At 48.9% G+C, this 16,615-nt stretch carries 12 protein-coding genes; 3 read left to right on the top strand and 9 right to left on the bottom strand.

Annotation, left to right across the window (positions count from 1 at the left end; all coding sequences use genetic code 11):
- Positions 1–471: 471 nt before the first annotated feature.
- Both BZJ19_RS16540 and BZJ19_RS16535 read left to right on the top strand, forming a co-directional pair.
- A complete protein-coding gene (locus BZJ19_RS16540) occupies positions 472–1,614 on the top strand; it encodes an efflux RND transporter periplasmic adaptor subunit (protein ID WP_077676430.1) in 1,143 nt (380 codons plus the stop codon).
- On the top strand, positions 1,607–4,732 hold the full coding sequence (locus BZJ19_RS16535; protein ID WP_077676429.1) for an efflux RND transporter permease subunit: 3,126 nt from the start codon (positions 1,607–1,609) through the stop codon (positions 4,730–4,732). Before BZJ19_RS16540 ends, BZJ19_RS16535 begins: the two co-directional genes overlap by 8 nt.
- Here BZJ19_RS16535 and mnmL read toward each other — a convergent pair.
- From mnmL to sohB, 3 genes are all read right to left on the bottom strand, one after another.
- Positions 4,719–5,642 (bottom strand): tRNA modification radical SAM protein MnmL/YtqA, encoded by a 924-nt coding sequence (mnmL, locus tag BZJ19_RS16530; protein ID WP_077676428.1) that lies wholly within the window; start codon positions 5,640–5,642, stop codon positions 4,719–4,721. The two genes, BZJ19_RS16535 and mnmL, sit on opposite strands and share 14 nt — an antisense overlap.
- A 141-nt stretch (positions 5,643–5,783) precedes the next feature.
- On the bottom strand, positions 5,784–8,417 hold the full coding sequence (gene topA / locus BZJ19_RS16525; protein WP_077676427.1) for a type I DNA topoisomerase: 2,634 nt from the start codon (positions 8,415–8,417) through the stop codon (positions 5,784–5,786).
- A 399-nt stretch (positions 8,418–8,816) separates the two neighbouring features.
- Positions 8,817–9,869, bottom strand: coding sequence for a protease SohB (gene sohB / locus BZJ19_RS16520; RefSeq protein WP_077676426.1), 1,053 nt, complete (start codon positions 9,867–9,869; stop codon positions 8,817–8,819).
- Between the two features lie 125 nt (positions 9,870–9,994).
- Here sohB and BZJ19_RS16515 point away from each other — a divergent pair, with 125 nt between their 5' ends.
- Positions 9,995–10,738 (top strand): YciK family oxidoreductase, encoded by a 744-nt coding sequence (locus tag BZJ19_RS16515; RefSeq protein ID WP_077676425.1) that lies wholly within the window; start codon positions 9,995–9,997, stop codon positions 10,736–10,738.
- A 43-nt stretch (positions 10,739–10,781) separates the two neighbouring features.
- Here the strand turns inward: BZJ19_RS16515 and BZJ19_RS16510 are convergent, their stop codons facing one another.
- The 6 genes from BZJ19_RS16510 to BZJ19_RS16485 form a co-directional block, all read right to left on the bottom strand.
- Entirely contained in the window at positions 10,782–12,917 is a 2,136-nt protein-coding gene (locus tag BZJ19_RS16510) for a TonB-dependent siderophore receptor (protein WP_077676424.1), read from the bottom strand.
- A gap of 83 nt (positions 12,918–13,000) precedes the next feature.
- Positions 13,001–13,900 (bottom strand): AraC family transcriptional regulator, encoded by a 900-nt coding sequence (locus BZJ19_RS16505; RefSeq protein WP_235608282.1) that lies wholly within the window; start codon positions 13,898–13,900, stop codon positions 13,001–13,003.
- A 178-nt stretch (positions 13,901–14,078) separates the two neighbouring features.
- Positions 14,079–15,062, bottom strand: a complete 984-nt coding sequence (gene rluB, locus BZJ19_RS16500) for a 23S rRNA pseudouridine(2605) synthase RluB (protein ID WP_077480182.1) — start codon at positions 15,060–15,062, stop codon at positions 14,079–14,081.
- 396 nt (positions 15,063–15,458) lie between these two features.
- The gene (locus BZJ19_RS16495) at positions 15,459–15,812 is read right to left on the bottom strand and encodes a hypothetical protein (RefSeq protein WP_077676422.1); all 354 of its coding nucleotides are present in this window, start codon (positions 15,810–15,812) and stop codon (positions 15,459–15,461) included.
- Entirely contained in the window at positions 15,812–16,237 is a 426-nt protein-coding gene (locus BZJ19_RS16490) for a hypothetical protein (protein WP_077676421.1), read from the bottom strand. The genes BZJ19_RS16495 and BZJ19_RS16490 overlap by 1 nt, the downstream gene beginning before the upstream one ends.
- Before the next feature lie 17 nt (positions 16,238–16,254).
- A complete protein-coding gene (locus BZJ19_RS16485) occupies positions 16,255–16,542 on the bottom strand; it encodes a hypothetical protein (RefSeq protein WP_131826415.1) in 288 nt (95 codons plus the stop codon).
- Positions 16,543–16,615 lie beyond the last annotated feature (73 nt).

Here is a 16,615-nt window from a genome sequence, read left to right as displayed (position 1 = left end):
GAAAAATAGAGCTTTAATGATATAAATCATAATAAAATTAGAACAAAAACCTCAAAACTTGGTTACCGTCACGAATAATCAATCAAAAAACACAGTTACCCTCATGGTTAATTTACAACAAGAAATATTAAAAAACGCTTTTTACGCGTGATCAACAGCACTAATTGATGAAACATGAAATTTTAAAACGAAAAATAAGAACAACCGATGTGCTCATAGGATAAGTCTGATCATCGGGCACGCAGAGGGACAACCTTGGAAAACGCACTGAAAGGTATTTTGGTGTACGTAACCGCATCACTGAAGGTCTATAAAGATAATTAAGCCATTAAAAACAAGACCATCATCAAAGGTTCATTCTGAGAATACTTCCAGATAGGCAGTTGCGTGATAACTTGGTCAGTACAGGAAAGAAAATCAAACACGTAGTATGTGTTACCAGTAGATAGGTTGAAAAGGAAACCACTGCAGATGAAAGGACTTCGTTGGGTTGCTCCACCGCTTATTCTTGCCCTTGGCTACCTCGCCTATACGGCAATCGCTGCGACTGAACCTCAAACTGAGGCAGACGTTGTTTCACAAGCCGCGCCAGTGGTAGAAACCCAAGTCATTTCTCCGATGCAACACCAAGTTGTGCTCCGAGCACACGGTGAAGTAATGCCGGTTGAGACTACGCAAGTCGCGGCTCAGGTTTCAGGCGAAGTGGTCAGTTGGCATCCAAGCTTTGTTGCTGGCGGTATTGTGAAACGTGGAGAAATCCTTTTTGCCATCGAACCAGATAATTATGAGGCCGCTGTGCTAAGCGCTGAAGCGGATCTCGCCAGTGCCAAAGCCGCGCTGATTGAAGAACAAGCGCAAGCCGCTGTCGCTCAACGACAAGCGAAGACACTCCCCGCCTCACAAGTGACAGACTTGTACTTGAGAAAGCCCCAAGTGTTGAGCGCACAGGCGCGCGTCAAATCGGCACAGGCAGCGCTCAAACGCGCACAGCGCGATCTTGCTAACTGTCAGGTAACAGCACCTTATGATGCCTTGGTCGTGTCTCGCGAAATCGGGGTTGGCCAATACATCAATATCGGTACGCCTGTCGCTACACTCAACAATATTGAATCAGCCGAGATTCATCTCCCCATTCCCGGCTTTGACAGTGCTTTTCTGCCGATGCAGTTGGCTGGCATCGGGGCCACTATTACACGTAACAGTGCGCAACCCGTTTCTCGGCAAGGAAACGTCGTCAGAGATTTAGGGGTGGTTGAAAAGCGCACCCGAATGATGCAAGTCGTCGTAAGGCTTGATGACCCTTATGGGATCAATAGCGACGCAATGCCTCTTCCGTTCGGTAGCTATGTCGAAGTCACGTTTACGGGTACCACACTGAGTGATGTTTTTAAGTTGCCTCAGGAGTTAATTCAGAATCGACAAGTTTGGGTGGTAAACGATAACAACGAGCTGATGCCACGGACGATACGAGTCGTCCGCACAGAAGGCGAATTTATGTTTGCCGACCAAGGTCTAGAGCCAAACGACAGATTGGTCGTCACCCTACCGGAATTTCCAGAAAAGGGAATGACGGTGCGCCTCGCCTCTCAAGTCGCGGAGGCCAATGATGAGTGACACGACACAATCACGTGGCCTGATCGCCTACTTTGCCCATAACCCAGTCGCAGCCAACCTGATCATGATTTTTATTATTGTGATGGGGGTTGCTAGCTATTTTTTTATCCAGCGTCAGATGTTTCCCAACATTGAAATCAATTATATCCATATCACCGCCGACTACCCTGGCGCCTCACCACAAGAAGTTGAAGAAAGTATCTTGGTCAAAGTGGAGGAAGCTATCAAAGATGTCAGTGGCATTGAGTCGGTGGTTTCTACAGCGAGACGAGGCTATGGCCGCGTCGCGATTGAAGTCGATGTCGGCGAAGATCTCAACCTTGTCCTTGATAGAGTCAAACAAAAAGTCGATGCCCTATCAAACTTACCCGGCAATATGGAACCACTGACTGTCGCGCAAGTTGAGTTTCGACAAACCGTAATAAGCATGGCGGTGGTAGGAGATAAACCCCTCACCGAGCTTAAGCCTGTGGCGCAGAAAATTGAAGATGAACTGCTCCAACTTGAAGACGTGACATTGGTTGAGCTCAGTGCTCCTACCTATGAAATTGCGATTGAAGTCCCTCCACAGGTACTACAGAAATACAATCTCACCTTGAATCAGGTCAGTGATGCCATCGCCCGTTATTCTGCGAATTTCTCTGCGGGTGAAGTTCGCACCAACAATGGCATGATCTCCATTCGGGTTGAGAACCAACGTTATCGCGGTGATGAATTCCGCTCGATTCCGATCAAAATTGGTCCCAATGGCAGCCGTTTACTACTTCAAGATATTGCCACTATTAAAGATGGCTTCACCGAAGGCGAGCTGTATTTCAAATACTCAGGGCAAAATGCCATTTTCTTAAATGTACAAGCGACCGCATCCGAAAATATGGTGACGGTCGCCGACGCGGTGAACCAGTACATTGACGCCAAAAACCAGACCTTACCGCCAGGGTTAAAGCTTAAGTCGGTCGTTGATATGACCTACTACTTAAACGCTCGCCTCGATATGATGCTGAAAAACCTGCTTCAAGGGGCGGTGTTGGTTGCACTATTGCTTACCGTTTTCTTGCGTTTCAAGCTCGCGATGTGGGTGATGATCGGCCTACCAGTGTGCTTTTTAGGTGCCGTGATGTTAATGCCATTGATTGGCGTGAGCATCAATATCGTCTCGCTTTTTGCGTTTATTATGGTCTTGGGGATTGTTGTCGACGATGCCATCGTGATCGGTGAAAGTGTTTACACCCAAATCGAAAAAGTCGGCGGCGGCGTAGATAACGTGGTTAAAGGGGCACAGCGCGTCGCCACACCCGCCACATTTGGCGTACTCACCACCATTGCGGTGTTTGCTCCCTTTATCATGTCCAGCGGCCCAGAGCGGGCTTTCTTCTTCGGCATTGCATCGATCGTTATGTTATGTCTGGTGTTTAGCTTAATTGAGTCTAAGCTGATTTTACCAGCTCACCTCGCACACACCCATTTTACGCCCCCCAAGCACCATAGTGTGAGGGAGCGATTCAACCAACAGTTCCAACGGTTTATTCGTGGTCCGTACCAACGAGCGGTCACATTCTGCGTCCATTGGCGCTGGTCGGTGCTTGCCACCTTCATCACCCTGCTGGCGATTGCGATTGGCCTAGTTACCGCGAACCATGTGCGTATGGTGCCAACGCCTAAAGTACCGCATGACTTTCCTAGCATAAACCTGACCATGAATAACAATGCGTCGAGTGAACAAACCATTGACGCCCTCAAAGCGATTGAGAGCATGGTATATCGCGTTGATGACCAAATCGCGTTGGAAACCGGGCAACGTATCATCAAAGATACCCTAGTGTTTAACGATGGACGCACATCTGGCGAGTTGGTGATCCCCTTGGTCGATGACGACATTCGTCCTTTCACCACCTTTGAGTTGTCGCGTCGTTGGCGCGAAGCAATGCCGGATATTCCCGGCGTGAAAACACTCACGATTCAGGATGACGTTAATGGCGGTGAAGACGGCGACGAGTTTGGCTACCTCTTGTTCGGACCCGATATCACTACCTTAAATCAAGCTGGGCGTGCACTGATGTCTCGACTTAATCAGCAGCCTGGTCTTTATGATATCTCCTCATCAATTGATTCAGCGAGTCAAGAGGTGCTCATCTCACTTACACCCGTCGCTTATGATCTCGGGCTCGATCTCACCACCATTGCCATGCAAGTAGGAGGGAGCTTTTATGGCGGCGAAGCGCAACGAATGATCCGCGACGGCGAAGAGGTGAAAGTGATGGTGCGTTACCCCAAACTCACCCGTGAAGCCTTCTCATCTCTGCGTTATGCCATCATCACCACGCCATCAGGCCAACAAGTGATGTTGGGGGATGTCGTGGAGCTAAAACAACAGCCTGGCGTGAACAGTTTACGACGAGAGGCTGGGTTCCGTACCGTGTATGTATATGGCGCGATCGACGAAGAGCAAGTGGAGCCTAGCGCAATTATCGACACCATCGATAAAGACATCATTCCCGAAATTCTGACGCGTTATCCCGATGTCACCACCGAGCTCAGCGGCTCAATAGAAGAGCAGCAAGCCCAACAAAACGAGCAAATTTTGTTCTTTATTGCAGGGATGATTGTGGTGTATGCCCTGCTCGCAGTACCGCTAAAAAGCTACACGCAGCCGTTGATCATTATGTCTGTGATCCCCTTTAGCTTAACCGGCGCCATCTGGGGGCACTATTGGTTTGATATCGATCTGAGCTTGATGTCGACATTTGGTTTGATCGCAGCTGCTGGTGTGGTGGTGAATGACTCCTTGGTGATGACGGATTACATCAATCGTGCGCGAGAAGCGGGGGTTGCCATCAAACAAGCGGTGATAGACGCCGGCTGTGCGCGTTTTCGTGCCATTACGCTCACCTCCATCACCACCTTTGCAGGGGTACTCCCCATCATGTTTGAAACCAGCCTGCAGGCACGGTTTGTGATCCCCATGGCGGTCGCACTCGGTTTTGCGGTGATGTTTGCGACCCTGCTGACACTATTCTTGGTCCCATGCTTGTATCTTATTTTACAAGACATTGGCCACCTTTTTCGCCGTCTTGCGACGCGTTTACTCCCCAATCGGCATCACGCTAACGAGGCATAAATGGCCGGCCGAGTGCTGTGCCTTGCGCCCCTGAACTGTCCAACTGGTTCGCGATTTCCGTCATCGCGAGCCAGCGGTTCTCGCACCATAAAGGGGCCAGCAATGTGGGTGGACGGGCACTGGCAGACACACGATGATATACCACCTCTGGCGGTGTTCGCTGGATCATCATGGTCGCGCTGCGTACATAGTCTTCCAAAGACATCGCAAACTGACGCCCTGCTCGCCACGCCTTCGCCATGGTGCTGCCTTCAACAATATGCAATGGGTGAAGCTTAACCCCATCCGTCCCGACACCCACGACCCGATCAATGGTTTGCTGGTGTGCCGCCAAGTCTTCGCCTGGCAAACCCACGATCAAGTGGGTACAGACTTTTATGCCCAATGCACGCGCCTGCTGGGTAACGGCTTCATAAACGGCAACATCATGACCGCGATTAATACGCTTTAGGGTTTTATCGTGAGCGGTTTGTAAGCCAAGCTCTAACCAAACCTCAAACCCTTGTTGGTGATAGTCTGCCAACAACGCCAATACAGCCTGTGGCACACAATCAGGGCGTGTACCGACACAAAGCCCCACCATGTTTTCCCGCGCGAGTGCTTGCTCATACAAGGCTTTTAAGCGTGTGACTTCGTCGTAAGTGCTGGTGTAGGCCTGAAAATAGGCAAGATAGCATCGAGCGCGATCGACTTCTTTGGCGCGTTGCTGTAGTTGCTGGCTCACCGAGCCATGCTGAGCCTGCTCATCCGCAAACGAAGCCACATTGCAAAATGTGCACCCGCCTCGCCCAAGCGTACCATCACGATTGGGGCAGCTAAAACCGCCATGCAATGTGAGCTTATGAACACGTTCGCCATAACGGTATTTTAAGTCTTGGCCCAGTGTATTGACTAATTGATGAAGCTCCATGTGGCCTCAGAGAAGAAATGAAAGGCGGCATTTTAGCAATTGGTATCGAGAAGATATTGGGACGGATCAAGCAAAGGTTCACTCGTGCCTACAACGAAAAAACCCGCCGTACTGGCGGGTTTGAATCACAAGCGCTTCGGCTTAGTCAGCCTTGGCTTTTTTCTTACGTTTGTCGGTGACTTCCCACTGACCATCAACAAAGAACGCTGACCAACCTGTCGGTTTTCCGTCTTCTTCACTGCGCACATAGTTTTCTTTCGTTTTGCGCGCAAAGCGAACCACTGTCGGACGTCCTTCCGGATCTTCCTGTGGCGCATCTGCTAAGTATTTGAACTTATCAGAAATACGGTCTTTAAAGCGGTGAAGCTCTTCAACCAAAGGTGCGCGTGTTTCACGAGACTTCGGGAAGTTACTCGCGGCCATAAATAGACCCGATGCGCCATCACGCAACACGAAATACGCGTCCGAGTTTTCACACGGCAACTCGGGGAAATGCACAGGATCTTCTTTCGGTGGAGCAATCTCACCATTTTTGAGGATCTTACGCGTGTTCTTACATTCCTCGTTGGTACATCCCATGTATTTACCGAAACGACCATTTTTCAGCACCATGTCGCTACCACACTTGTCGCACTCAACGACCGGGCCATCGTAGCCTTTTGGCTTGAATTCACCTTTTTCGACCACATAACCTTCACAGCTTGGGTTATTACCACAAACGTGCAGTTTTCGGTGCTGGTCGATCAGGTAAGAATCCATGGCGGTTTCGCAAATCGGACAACGCTTCATCGCCCGAAGATCGGCCGTTTCAACGTCTTCCTCAAGCACGTTGACAATACCATCTTCATCCATCAGGTTGATGGTGGTTTTACAACGCTCTTTCGGTGGTAACGCATAGCCCGAACAACCAAGGAATACCCCTGTCGACGCGGTACGAATACCCATTTTACGGCCACAGGTTGGACAGTCGATATCTGTCATCACCATGTAGTTAGGCTTCATCCCACCGTCGTCTTCGTCTTGCTCTGCGGTTTCCAGCTCCGAGGCAAAGTCGGCAAAGAAGTTATCGAGCACCGCTTTCCAATCGATATCACCGACGGCAATTTTGTCTAACGACGCTTCCATCCGCGCGGTAAAGTCATAATCCATCAGATCAGCGAAGCTATGGTTGAGTCGATCCGTCACAATTTCGCCCATTTTCTCAGCATAAAAGCGACGGTTTTCAACCCGCACATACCCGCGGTCTTGAATGGTGGAAATGATAGACGCATAGGTCGATGGTCGACCGATCCCTCGCTTTTCAAGCTCTTTTACCAGTGCGGCCTCAGTAAAGCGTGCCGGTGGCTTGGTAAAGTGCTGCTTAGGATCAAGCTGCTCTAACTTGAGGGTTTCACCCACATCGACAGCCGGTAAGGTTTGGTCCTCGTTCTTGCCCGATGGGCGTTGAACGCGTGTCCAACCATCAAAGCGCAGCGTGCGTCCTTTCGCTTTCAGCGAGAAATCACCGGCTGCGACGGTCAGTGTGGTTGAATCATACTTCGCTGGCATCATTTGACAGGCAACAAACTGGCGCCAAATCAAGTCATACAGACGATGGGCGTCTGGGTCCATGCCTTGCAGATCATTCGCGCTCACACCCACATCAGAGGGACGAATCGCTTCGTGCGCTTCCTGTGCATTCGCCTTCGCACCATACACATTCGCAGACTCTGGCAAATATTGCTCGCCATATTCACTCGCAATATGGCCACGGGCTGCTTCGACCGCTTCTTTGCTGAGGTTGGTCGAGTCGGTACGCATATAGGTGATGTAACCGGCTTCATACAAACGCTGAGCCAGCATCATGGTCTTTTTCACCCCAAAGCCCAAGCGAGTACTGGCCGCCTGCTGCAATGTCGAGGTGATATAAGGCGCAGACGGCTTGCTGGTTGACGGACGATCTTCGCGATCGCGTACCACAAAGCTTGCATGCTCAAGCGCTGACACCGCCGCCATGGCCTGATCTTTGTTCTTCGGCTTGAACGCCTTGCCGTTTTGTTGTGCCACCAGCAAACGAAGTGCCTGTGCGTTCGGCGTTAGGGTATCCGCATGCACATCCCAGAATTCCTCTGGAATAAAGGCTTTAATCTCATGCTCGCGTTCAACCAGCAGTTTTACCGCCACCGACTGAACACGACCCGCCGATAGGCCACGCGCAACTTTTTTCCACAGCAACGGCGAGACCATAAACCCGACGACACGGTCGAGGAAACGGCGGGCTTGCTGCGCATTGACGCCATCAATATTGACATCGCCCGGTGTTTCAAAGGCTTGTGTAATCGCATTTTTGGTGATTTCGTTAAACACCACGCGTTTGAAGCGATCATGGTCGCCACCGATCAGTTCCCGCAGGTGCCAAGCAATGGCTTCCCCTTCGCGGTCCAAATCCGTTGCGAGATAAACGTGATCCGCTTTCTCCGCTAGCTGCTTGAGTTCGGCAACCACTTTCTCCTTACCCGGCAGGACTTGGTATTTCGCTTGCCAACCATTGTAAGGATCGACGCCCATCTTGTTGATGAGCGCCTTCTTTTCTTTTTCTTTCTTGATTCGCGCTTTTTCTTCGGCGCTGAGCCCTTTCGTTGACACTGGAGCGGCWTTTTTGCCGCCCTGCGTCGAACCAGTTGGCAGGTCACGAACATGCCCGACACTCGACTTCACGATGAAGTCTTTGCCGAGGTATTTGTTGATCGTTTTCGCCTTTGCTGGGGACTCCACGATGACGAGAGATTTGCCCATAATGACCTAATGTACGCCCTTTGCGCTAAAAACTGTCGATAATTCGTTGCGTTGCAAACTCATGATAGTGAGTAAGACGCTTTCTGTTTTACAATATTGAGCGAGTCTGACCGAATATCAACTAAATTCGCAGTAAAACACGCTGATTGCTTGTCCCTTCCACAATTGTTAGTTAATTGTGATCATTTATTGTGGTCCATCTTTTAAAGACAGATTCGGGAAAAAACGCGCTAATCATTACCATTGCGACCCGATAAATAGCCAAACAGAAACGATAATTTTTGGCTTGGCTCACAATATTTGTGCGTTTTGACTCCAATCATAGCCAATATTTTGCTCACTCCACGGTTGAAACCACACCATCACGGTGAAACATGATGGTGTGATGACAAACAAGCGTTAAATCAAGGGACGCTGGCCGCGGCTGATCCATTTAAGTAACACGCGATCAGCAACCTCTGCTGAGGCGCCTGCAAGCTTTTCTGCGATGTTTTTACGCTGATGATAGCTCACCGCAAGGACATGACGCTCGCTGTTTGCCGCCTCAAATAAATATTCATCGCTGGTACTCACCGCATCGATAAGACCCAAATCAATGGCTTGATTACCGAACCAATGCTCACCCGTTGCCACGGTATCCACATTTAATGTCGGACGATGCTCAGTGATAAACCCTTTGAAAAGATCGTGGGTTTCTTCTAACTCGGTTTGGAATTTTTCACGTGCTTTATCCGTGTTTTCACCAAACATCGTCAGGGTGCGCTTAAATTCACCGGCGGTCAGTTGCTCAAACTCGATATCGTTCTTCTTCAGTAACTTATTAAAGTTTGGTAATTGCGCAATCACACCAATTGACCCGATGATGGCAAACGGTGCTGCAATGATTTTATCCGCCACACACGCCATCATATAGCCACCGCTGGCAGCGACTTTATCGACCGAAATGGTCAAATGCACGCCCGCTTTCCGAATTCTTGCTAACTGCGAAGCGGCAAGACCATAGCCATGCACCATGCCCCCGCCACTTTCTAGACGCACCAACACTTCATCGTCAGATGTCGCCACCGCGAGAATGGCTGAAATTTCTTCGCGTAACCCTTCCACTTCACGGGCATCGATACTGCCCTTAAAGGTCAGTACAAACAATCGCGGCTCACGTGACGGGTTGTGCTCGCTGTCTTTCTTCGCCGCGGCTTTTTGGGCTTTCTTTTCCGCCTTCTTGGCTTTTTTCTCTGCCTTATCACGCGCCTTTAGCTCTGCCTCATTGTAAAGGTGGTGTTCCAGTGCTTCACGATGATGCTTAAAGCTCTCGGTCAGATCGGTGATCTTCAGGCTCCCCTTTTGTCCGCCCTTGTCGTTCGCGGCACGAACCAGGGCAACCAGTACCACTGCAGCCACTAAAAAGGTGATGACTTTGGCCAAAAACAGCCCATAATCCGCAATAAATTCCAATGTTGTATCCTCTTTGTCTCACTTTGGTGGCAATGCCTTAATACAGCGCATCACGCGCTTGGTTGTCACACATCACCCGCAACCTTACAATAATCTACGTTTAACAATAAATAAGGATTTGTATCGTGGAATATCAAGTTACCTCAAATGCCCTAGCAGGTCGCGTCATTTTAGTGACCGGTGCAGGCGCAGGTATTGGCCGTCAAGCCGCATTAAGTTACGCCGAAAAAGGCGCAACGGTTATTTTGCTGGGCCGTACTGTGAAAAAGCTTGAAGCCGTATACGACGAGATTGATGCGATGGGCGCGCCACAGCCAGCTATTATCCCATTGGATATGCTCGGCGCCACGCGTCAGCATTACATGGATATGGCCGATACCATCGAGCAACAATTTGGTCGCTTAGATGGCGTATTGCATAACGCGGGGCTACTTGGCGTACTCAGCCCTTTTGACCAAATTGATGAGAAGTCGCACGATGATGTCATGCAGGTGAACGTCAAAGCGACCATGCTAATGACACAAGCCCTACTCCCGTTGCTGAAGAAGTCGGATGACGCGCGCATTGTATTTACCTCATCAACGGTAGGCCACCAAGGTCGTGCTTATTGGGGCAGTTATGCGATATCTAAGTTTGCGACCGAAGGTATGATGCAAGTACTGGCGGATGAGATGTCTGACACCAAGGTCCGTGTCAATGCCATCAACCCGGGCGGCACCCGCACCAGTATGCGCGCCAGCGCGTTCCCCGGCGAGGATCCACAAACATTGAAAACCCCACTCGATATTATGCCGCTGTATATTTACCTGATGGCGCCAGAAGGTATTAACGAGCACAGTCAGTGTATTGATGCGCAACCAAAACGCTAATCGATAGCGCCCCAAAACTGGGGCGCTTTTTGTGTTTCACTGGTTAAAAATCGACGCTGAGCTTGGCCTTGATATTACGCTCATCGCCATACCAACAGTTCAACTCATCAAAACAGCTATATGTGGTCTTATCGAACAAGTTCGTTGCAGATAGCGACACTTTTGCCCCCGAAAGCGACGAGGAAAGCTGCGATAAGTCATAGCGAATCGCGGTGTCAAACACCGTATAATCCGGCACGGTAAAGGTATTGTTGGCGTTACCCTGTGACTCACCAACATAACGCGCACCAACACTGATTCGTGTCCCCGCACTGACTTGATGATTCAGCCATGCACTGGCAGTTTGCTCTGGCACCCAAACAGGCGTTTTTCCCTCAAGATTAGGGTCATCCGTAATTTCCATATCCATGTAGCCGTAAGTCAGTGACACGTCTGTGTCCACACTCAGCGCGTGATCGAGGGAGACTTCTATCCCACGAGATCGAATTTCACCGGTTTGAATTTTCGCATAGGAGTCGTTGGGATCGTTGACCAAGGCATCCTGTTTTTTGAGCTCAAACAGCGCCAGATTGAATCCCGTCGTGCCATCTAGTGAAAGATATTTAAGCCCCGCTTCCCATTGTTTACCCGTGGCTGGATCAAATACGTTACCGCGGTTATCCATATCCGTGGGTTCAAAACTTTCTGAATAGCTGAGATAAGGCGATATACCGTTGTTGAATTGATACATTGCCCCAGCACGAAATGCTAAATTGTAGTGGCGAATCGTTTTATCTGATCCACTGGGTGTACCTGCATACAGGGTGCGTTGGTCATCTTTTAACTCATATTCATCGTACCGCGCACCGGCAAGCAAAACCCATTGTTTCCAAAGGATTTGATCTTGAGCATAGATGCCCGTCTGCGCCACCTCGATATCGTGCTGATCTTGATAAACAAAGGTCAAGGCGCTTGGGTCAATCTGATGGTTATTGGGGTGAAAAATATCAATATCCGGCACGACACCCGCTAACGTGTCGTCATAGCTAACATCAGAAGACATATTCTGATAGTCGAGCCCCAATAAGGTGTAATGTTGCGATTTCCCCCAACGTAAATCTCCTGATAGCTGGGTATCGACAACCCAAGACGTCATAGATTCTTCGGTAAGATAGGCATTGCGCGGGTAGTGCTGACCATCGCTACTCTTCTGGTGATACATGTTTTTTTGCAGCAAATCTGCATCCGTGTAGCGTGCGGTGTGAAGCACTGACCAATCGGCAGAAAGCTGATGCTGCACCTTGTACCCGAGCATCAAGAATTCTCGGTCGTAGGTGTTCCAATGATTATCACCGGAGAAGCTGTCGCTCGATAAACGGCCTTTGTCACTGTGCAATACCGAGCCTTTAGCGGGTAATGAAGTATAAATCCCCGCCGCCGGATCCGCTTGGTAATAAAGGTTAACGTTCACCAAGGTATCTGGCGACACCCGCCAATCTAACGATGGAGCAACCACATACCGCTCTTCTTCCGAGTCACCCGCCTGACCGTCTTTTTGCCGAGCCAGTGCCACTATTCGATAAGCCAGTGAGGTATCTGATATTGCGCCCGTACTGTCGACCGACACCTCACGCAACGCGTCCGAATCAGTACTCACCGCCACGCGATGTGCAGCTTGCTGTTGCGGCGTCTTCGCAATCATGTTCACCATGCCACCCGGTGGAATATTCCCGTATAACACCGACGTCGGCCCTTTAAAAACTTCGACTTGTTCGATGGCAATCGGATCGATTTGCGGCTGCAAATTCCACGTGTTGTAAGGCACTGCGAGACCATCAAAGAAGTTTTGATAGTTAATAAAGCCCCGAATATTAAACAAATCGAGGCGCGTCACTGCCCCACCTCGCAACTCCGTATTAACGCCGGGGGTGTAGCGCACTACTTCACTTAATGAGCTGGCTTGGCGCTGCTCGATAGTGTCTCGGTCGATGACGGTAACCGCTTGAGGCGTCTCTTCTGGTGCCAGTACTGTTTTAGTGGCAGTATTTCGGTAGGTATCGCCCAGCACGTGAATGGTTTCAATATCACTCTGTTCATTCTCAGCATGGGCCAACGCACTGGTAAGTGTCCCCATGATAACAAGTGCTAACGGCGAGCGTCGCCAACCATTGGCGAATACGCGAGATGTTGGTGCCTGCATTAAAACGTCCTTCTTACAACTCAAACAACTTAAATGGAAAACGAAATCATTCGCATTGTAAGGGCAGGGCTGATAAAAACTGTTCAATTTGGTGCAATGTGTGCGGTGTCGAGCGGCACCCAATAGTGCATCACAGCGTGCTTATCGGCAGGCTGATAGTGTGGAGGATAAACCTCTAACTCAACCCCGTCGGTACATGTGTAGCCAGATTGAGGCAGCCAGTGGTAGATAAAAGCCTTAAGCGTTTCCGGCAATGCACTCACTGGGCCAGTATGTGTGATCACCGCATAGGTTGTGGCAGGGATTATCCAGTGAGTAATTGCATTGTCTTCAGGCGGATGCATTGTGATTTGACCGGCTAAATAGGGTAAAGGCTCACCCAGTGTCTCCGCTTGGGTAACGTTAATCGCGCCAATACTCTCACACTCACCGGCGTACCATAATGACTGATGGACGTGTTGCCAAAGCTCAGGCACGACATGGGTAAAGTCGGGCTGTGATGAAAATAATCCTCGAATATAGCCAAGCTGGCCTACTAAGTGCATTGGCTCTCGCGTTTTAATATGCACAGACAGCCAAGATGGTTGAGAGGTTGTCAGACTAGCAATATGCATCGGTGTGCGAATACCATCCATCACGCCGCGCTGCCGATAGTGACGCGGGGTCATACCAAAATGTTGCCGAAATGCACGCGAGAAGCTCGCCTCGGAGCCAAAGCCATACATCAACGCAATATCAATAACACGGCTTTGACCCATGACAAGCTGTTGCGCCGCTTGCCCGAGTTTTAGCTCTCGTACGTAGTGCGCAACGTTGACCCCAGTTTGTTCCGAAAAAACTCGCTGCAACTGCCAACGTGACCAGCAACTTAACGCAGCTAGGTCTGCCACATTTAAGGGTTGGTCAAGGTTGGCATGAATATACGCCAACACACGTTCGATTCGATCAAAACGCGTGGCGGTGTGCTGCTCGGCCGCTTTCATCACATCCATTTACTAATAAAACAATAAGTAGCACATTATCACAAACAAGAATCGTTATCATGTGAATGAAAATAGAATGAGAGGCAATGCAGGTTGAAGAAGGGTGAAAACAGCGCATAAAAAACCCGGCAGGTGCCGGGCTCTAGCTAACGCTTTTTTAAATGCCACTTTATAAACGTTATTTGCGGGTGCGCGGTTTGCCTTTGCCACGCGGCGCGCCTGCTCGAGGGTTGCCTTGTTTAGGCTTAGGTCCACTGCCTTTCGGCCCACCAGCGGGAGCGTTACCACGACGCGCTTGACGCGCTTTTTTCGGTTTGCTATCGGAATCAATACGTTCTTCATAGCGGCGAACAGCACGGCGAATTTTCTGGCGTGATTTTTTGCGCTTCTGATCCTCTGGGGTGATCACTGTTTGCGATTCTGGCTTCATTTCAACCATTTCTCGCAAGTAGTTCACTTCTTTTAACTCCATCTCGCGCCAGCCACCACGTGGCAAGTCTTTCTCGAGATAGATATCGCCATAACGAACACGCTTCAGACGGCTCACCGTCACCCCTTGGGTTTCCCACAAACGGCGCACCTCACGGTTGCGTCCCTCGGTGATCACCACATAGAAGGTATGATTCATGCCTTCGCCGCCGGCGTAAACAACGTCCTCAAAACGCGCTACGCCGTCTTCTAGCTCAACACCAGAGACAAGATTACGCACCATGTCTTCGTTCACCTCACCGAATACACGTACCATGTATTCACGCTGCACTTGGCGGCTTGGATGCATTAATCGGTTTGCTAATTCACCATCAGTGGTAAATAGCAACAAGCCTGATGTGTTTGCATCCAGACGACCGACAGCAACCCAACGCGCGTCTCTTAGCTTGGGAAGACGATCAAAGACAGTACGACGACCTTCTGGATCGCTACGCGTACACAATTCGCCTTCCGGTTTGTTGTATGCGAGGACTCGACACACAGACTCAGAAGGCGCACTTAGTTGAACAGGATGACCGTCTACACGCACCAGCGCGCTCGGATCATCAAGACGATCGCCAAGCTTGGCAACCACACCATTCACACTCACACGTCCTGATTGGATATAGCTTTCCATCTCACGACGTGAACCTACGCCAGCACGCGCTAGCACCTTCTGCAATTTTTCGCTCATGTTTGTCTTACCTTACTGTCGCCTTCACAGGCGTCAATCAAAATTACTAAATCAAGCTTCACATTTACCCACAAAAACAACAACTTATATCCTGCCATTAGACAGTAAAGCATGATTTTAGAAGGTTAAACCTTGTTTTGTAACCAGAAATGTAACCACTTTTGTAACCAGATAATAGCATGAAACAAAAGCTAGCAGCTAGCTATAAGCCTTAGCACTTCAAATTTAATGTAAGTATGCAGTAGGAGTTGATAATTTTTGTATGTGTATCAGAAAGATGGGACGTATCGGCAAGGAAGAAATAGAGGTGAGAATTCGATAGAATTAGACGGGGACAAAGCAATCACCCCGCCCTGTAAAGGTTTTATTGTGTGATCGGCTTGGTGTACACATCATTCAGCCTTTTAGTTGTACGCACCAATCAAGGTCACTAAGCTTGTTATACTCAGCGACAGCAATGTCCCACGCCTTGCTGTAATCTGTTTTGGTGTATGGTTGGGCTTTATACGCTGTCAGATACATGTCAGCAAGCACAAGCAATCCATCAACCCCTTTATCCATCAACACAGCTTCAAGTGTATTAGGGTGCTGTAAAGCCTCTTCTACAAGCTTATCAATTGTTTGAGGTGCAATAAGCTGAATCAAACAATAATTCTCAACACCTACACTACTTGGATCAACACCTACGGCATTTAAAATACCTTGAACAACGGGGATATGGTCGCCCCGTCGTTTAATCTGAACACTCATTATTCCCCACCTTCTTTCTCTTTCTTAGCTGCTGCACGGATAGCTGAGAAGTCAAATTTGATTCCTTCTGGTGATGTAGCTTGCTCCCCAGAAACTCCTTCTGCTGATCCTTTCTTAGCTGCTTTCTCTGCTTCTTCTGCTGCACGAACATTCCGCACTTTATCTTCCTCAGCATCAAGTTGCTTCGCGAGCTTATCTTGTAAATCAAGCAGCTTACTAACAGCTTTAAGGCGATCCCCGTGGCTTGCTGTTTCATCTTCTGCAAGTGCAGTTAGGTAGTTAATCAGGCTATTATACTTTTTACACAACTTTGTTAGTGCTTTGCGTTTGGCTAACAAATCAGCATTTACAGGATCTTCTTTACTAAACTTTTCTTTGTGCTGATTGGCTGTCTGAATTGGAAATGTAAAATCTGGTTTATTCATTTTTGTTATCCTTGGTATTATTCATCAATTAAATTAAAACGCTTGTATTGCTCAATGCAATATTCTCGACAATAACTAATTACATCTTTATACCGTGTTTGCATACGAATAATACTACTCACTTTTAAATCAATATCATCTTGTAATGCAATTTGTTCAGGGCTGAGGTTGATACTACTTAGGAAGCATACAAGCTTTGTTTGTTGTGACATCCTGATATGTTGTGAGCATAAAGACATGCAAAGATCGTAAGTGTCACTCTGTACTCTGCTTGCTATTTGCTGGATTTGTTTTTCTGTGTTCATTATTTCTCTTATATACAGGTGTGTATGGGTTATACAGGTGTGTATAGCAGTGTATAGTGGGCTAACACTATAC

Origin of the sequence: Salinivibrio proteolyticus, assembly GCF_001996165.1 — a bacterium.
GTDB classification, from domain to species: Bacteria; Pseudomonadota; Gammaproteobacteria; order Enterobacterales; family Vibrionaceae; genus Salinivibrio; species Salinivibrio proteolyticus.
This window is presented reverse-complemented; position numbering and strand designations above follow the sequence as displayed.

Excerpts from the sequence above, each read along its gene's own strand:
- BZJ19_RS16535 (WP_077676429.1), top strand. The coding sequence starts at position 1,607 with ATGAGTGACACGACACAATCACGTGGCCTGATCGCCTACTTTGCCCAT.
- BZJ19_RS16540 (WP_077676430.1), top strand. The coding sequence starts at position 472 with ATGAAAGGACTTCGTTGGGTTGCTCCACCGCTTATTCTTGCCCTTGGC.
- BZJ19_RS16495 (WP_077676422.1), bottom strand. The coding sequence starts at position 15,812 with ATGAGTGTTCAGATTAAACGACGGGGCGACCATATCCCCGTTGTTCAA.
- mnmL (WP_077676428.1), bottom strand. The coding sequence starts at position 5,642 with ATGGAGCTTCATCAATTAGTCAATACACTGGGCCAAGACTTAAAATAC.
- BZJ19_RS16510 (WP_077676424.1), bottom strand. The coding sequence starts at position 12,917 with ATGCAGGCACCAACATCTCGCGTATTCGCCAATGGTTGGCGACGCTCG.
- BZJ19_RS16505 (WP_235608282.1), bottom strand. The coding sequence starts at position 13,900 with ATGAAAGCGGCCGAGCAGCACACCGCCACGCGTTTTGATCGAATCGAA.
- rluB (WP_077480182.1), bottom strand. The coding sequence starts at position 15,062 with ATGAGCGAAAAATTGCAGAAGGTGCTAGCGCGTGCTGGCGTAGGTTCA.
- BZJ19_RS16485 (WP_131826415.1), bottom strand. The coding sequence starts at position 16,542 with ATGAACACAGAAAAACAAATCCAGCAAATAGCAAGCAGAGTACAGAGT.
- BZJ19_RS16490 (WP_077676421.1), bottom strand. The coding sequence starts at position 16,237 with ATGAATAAACCAGATTTTACATTTCCAATTCAGACAGCCAATCAGCAC.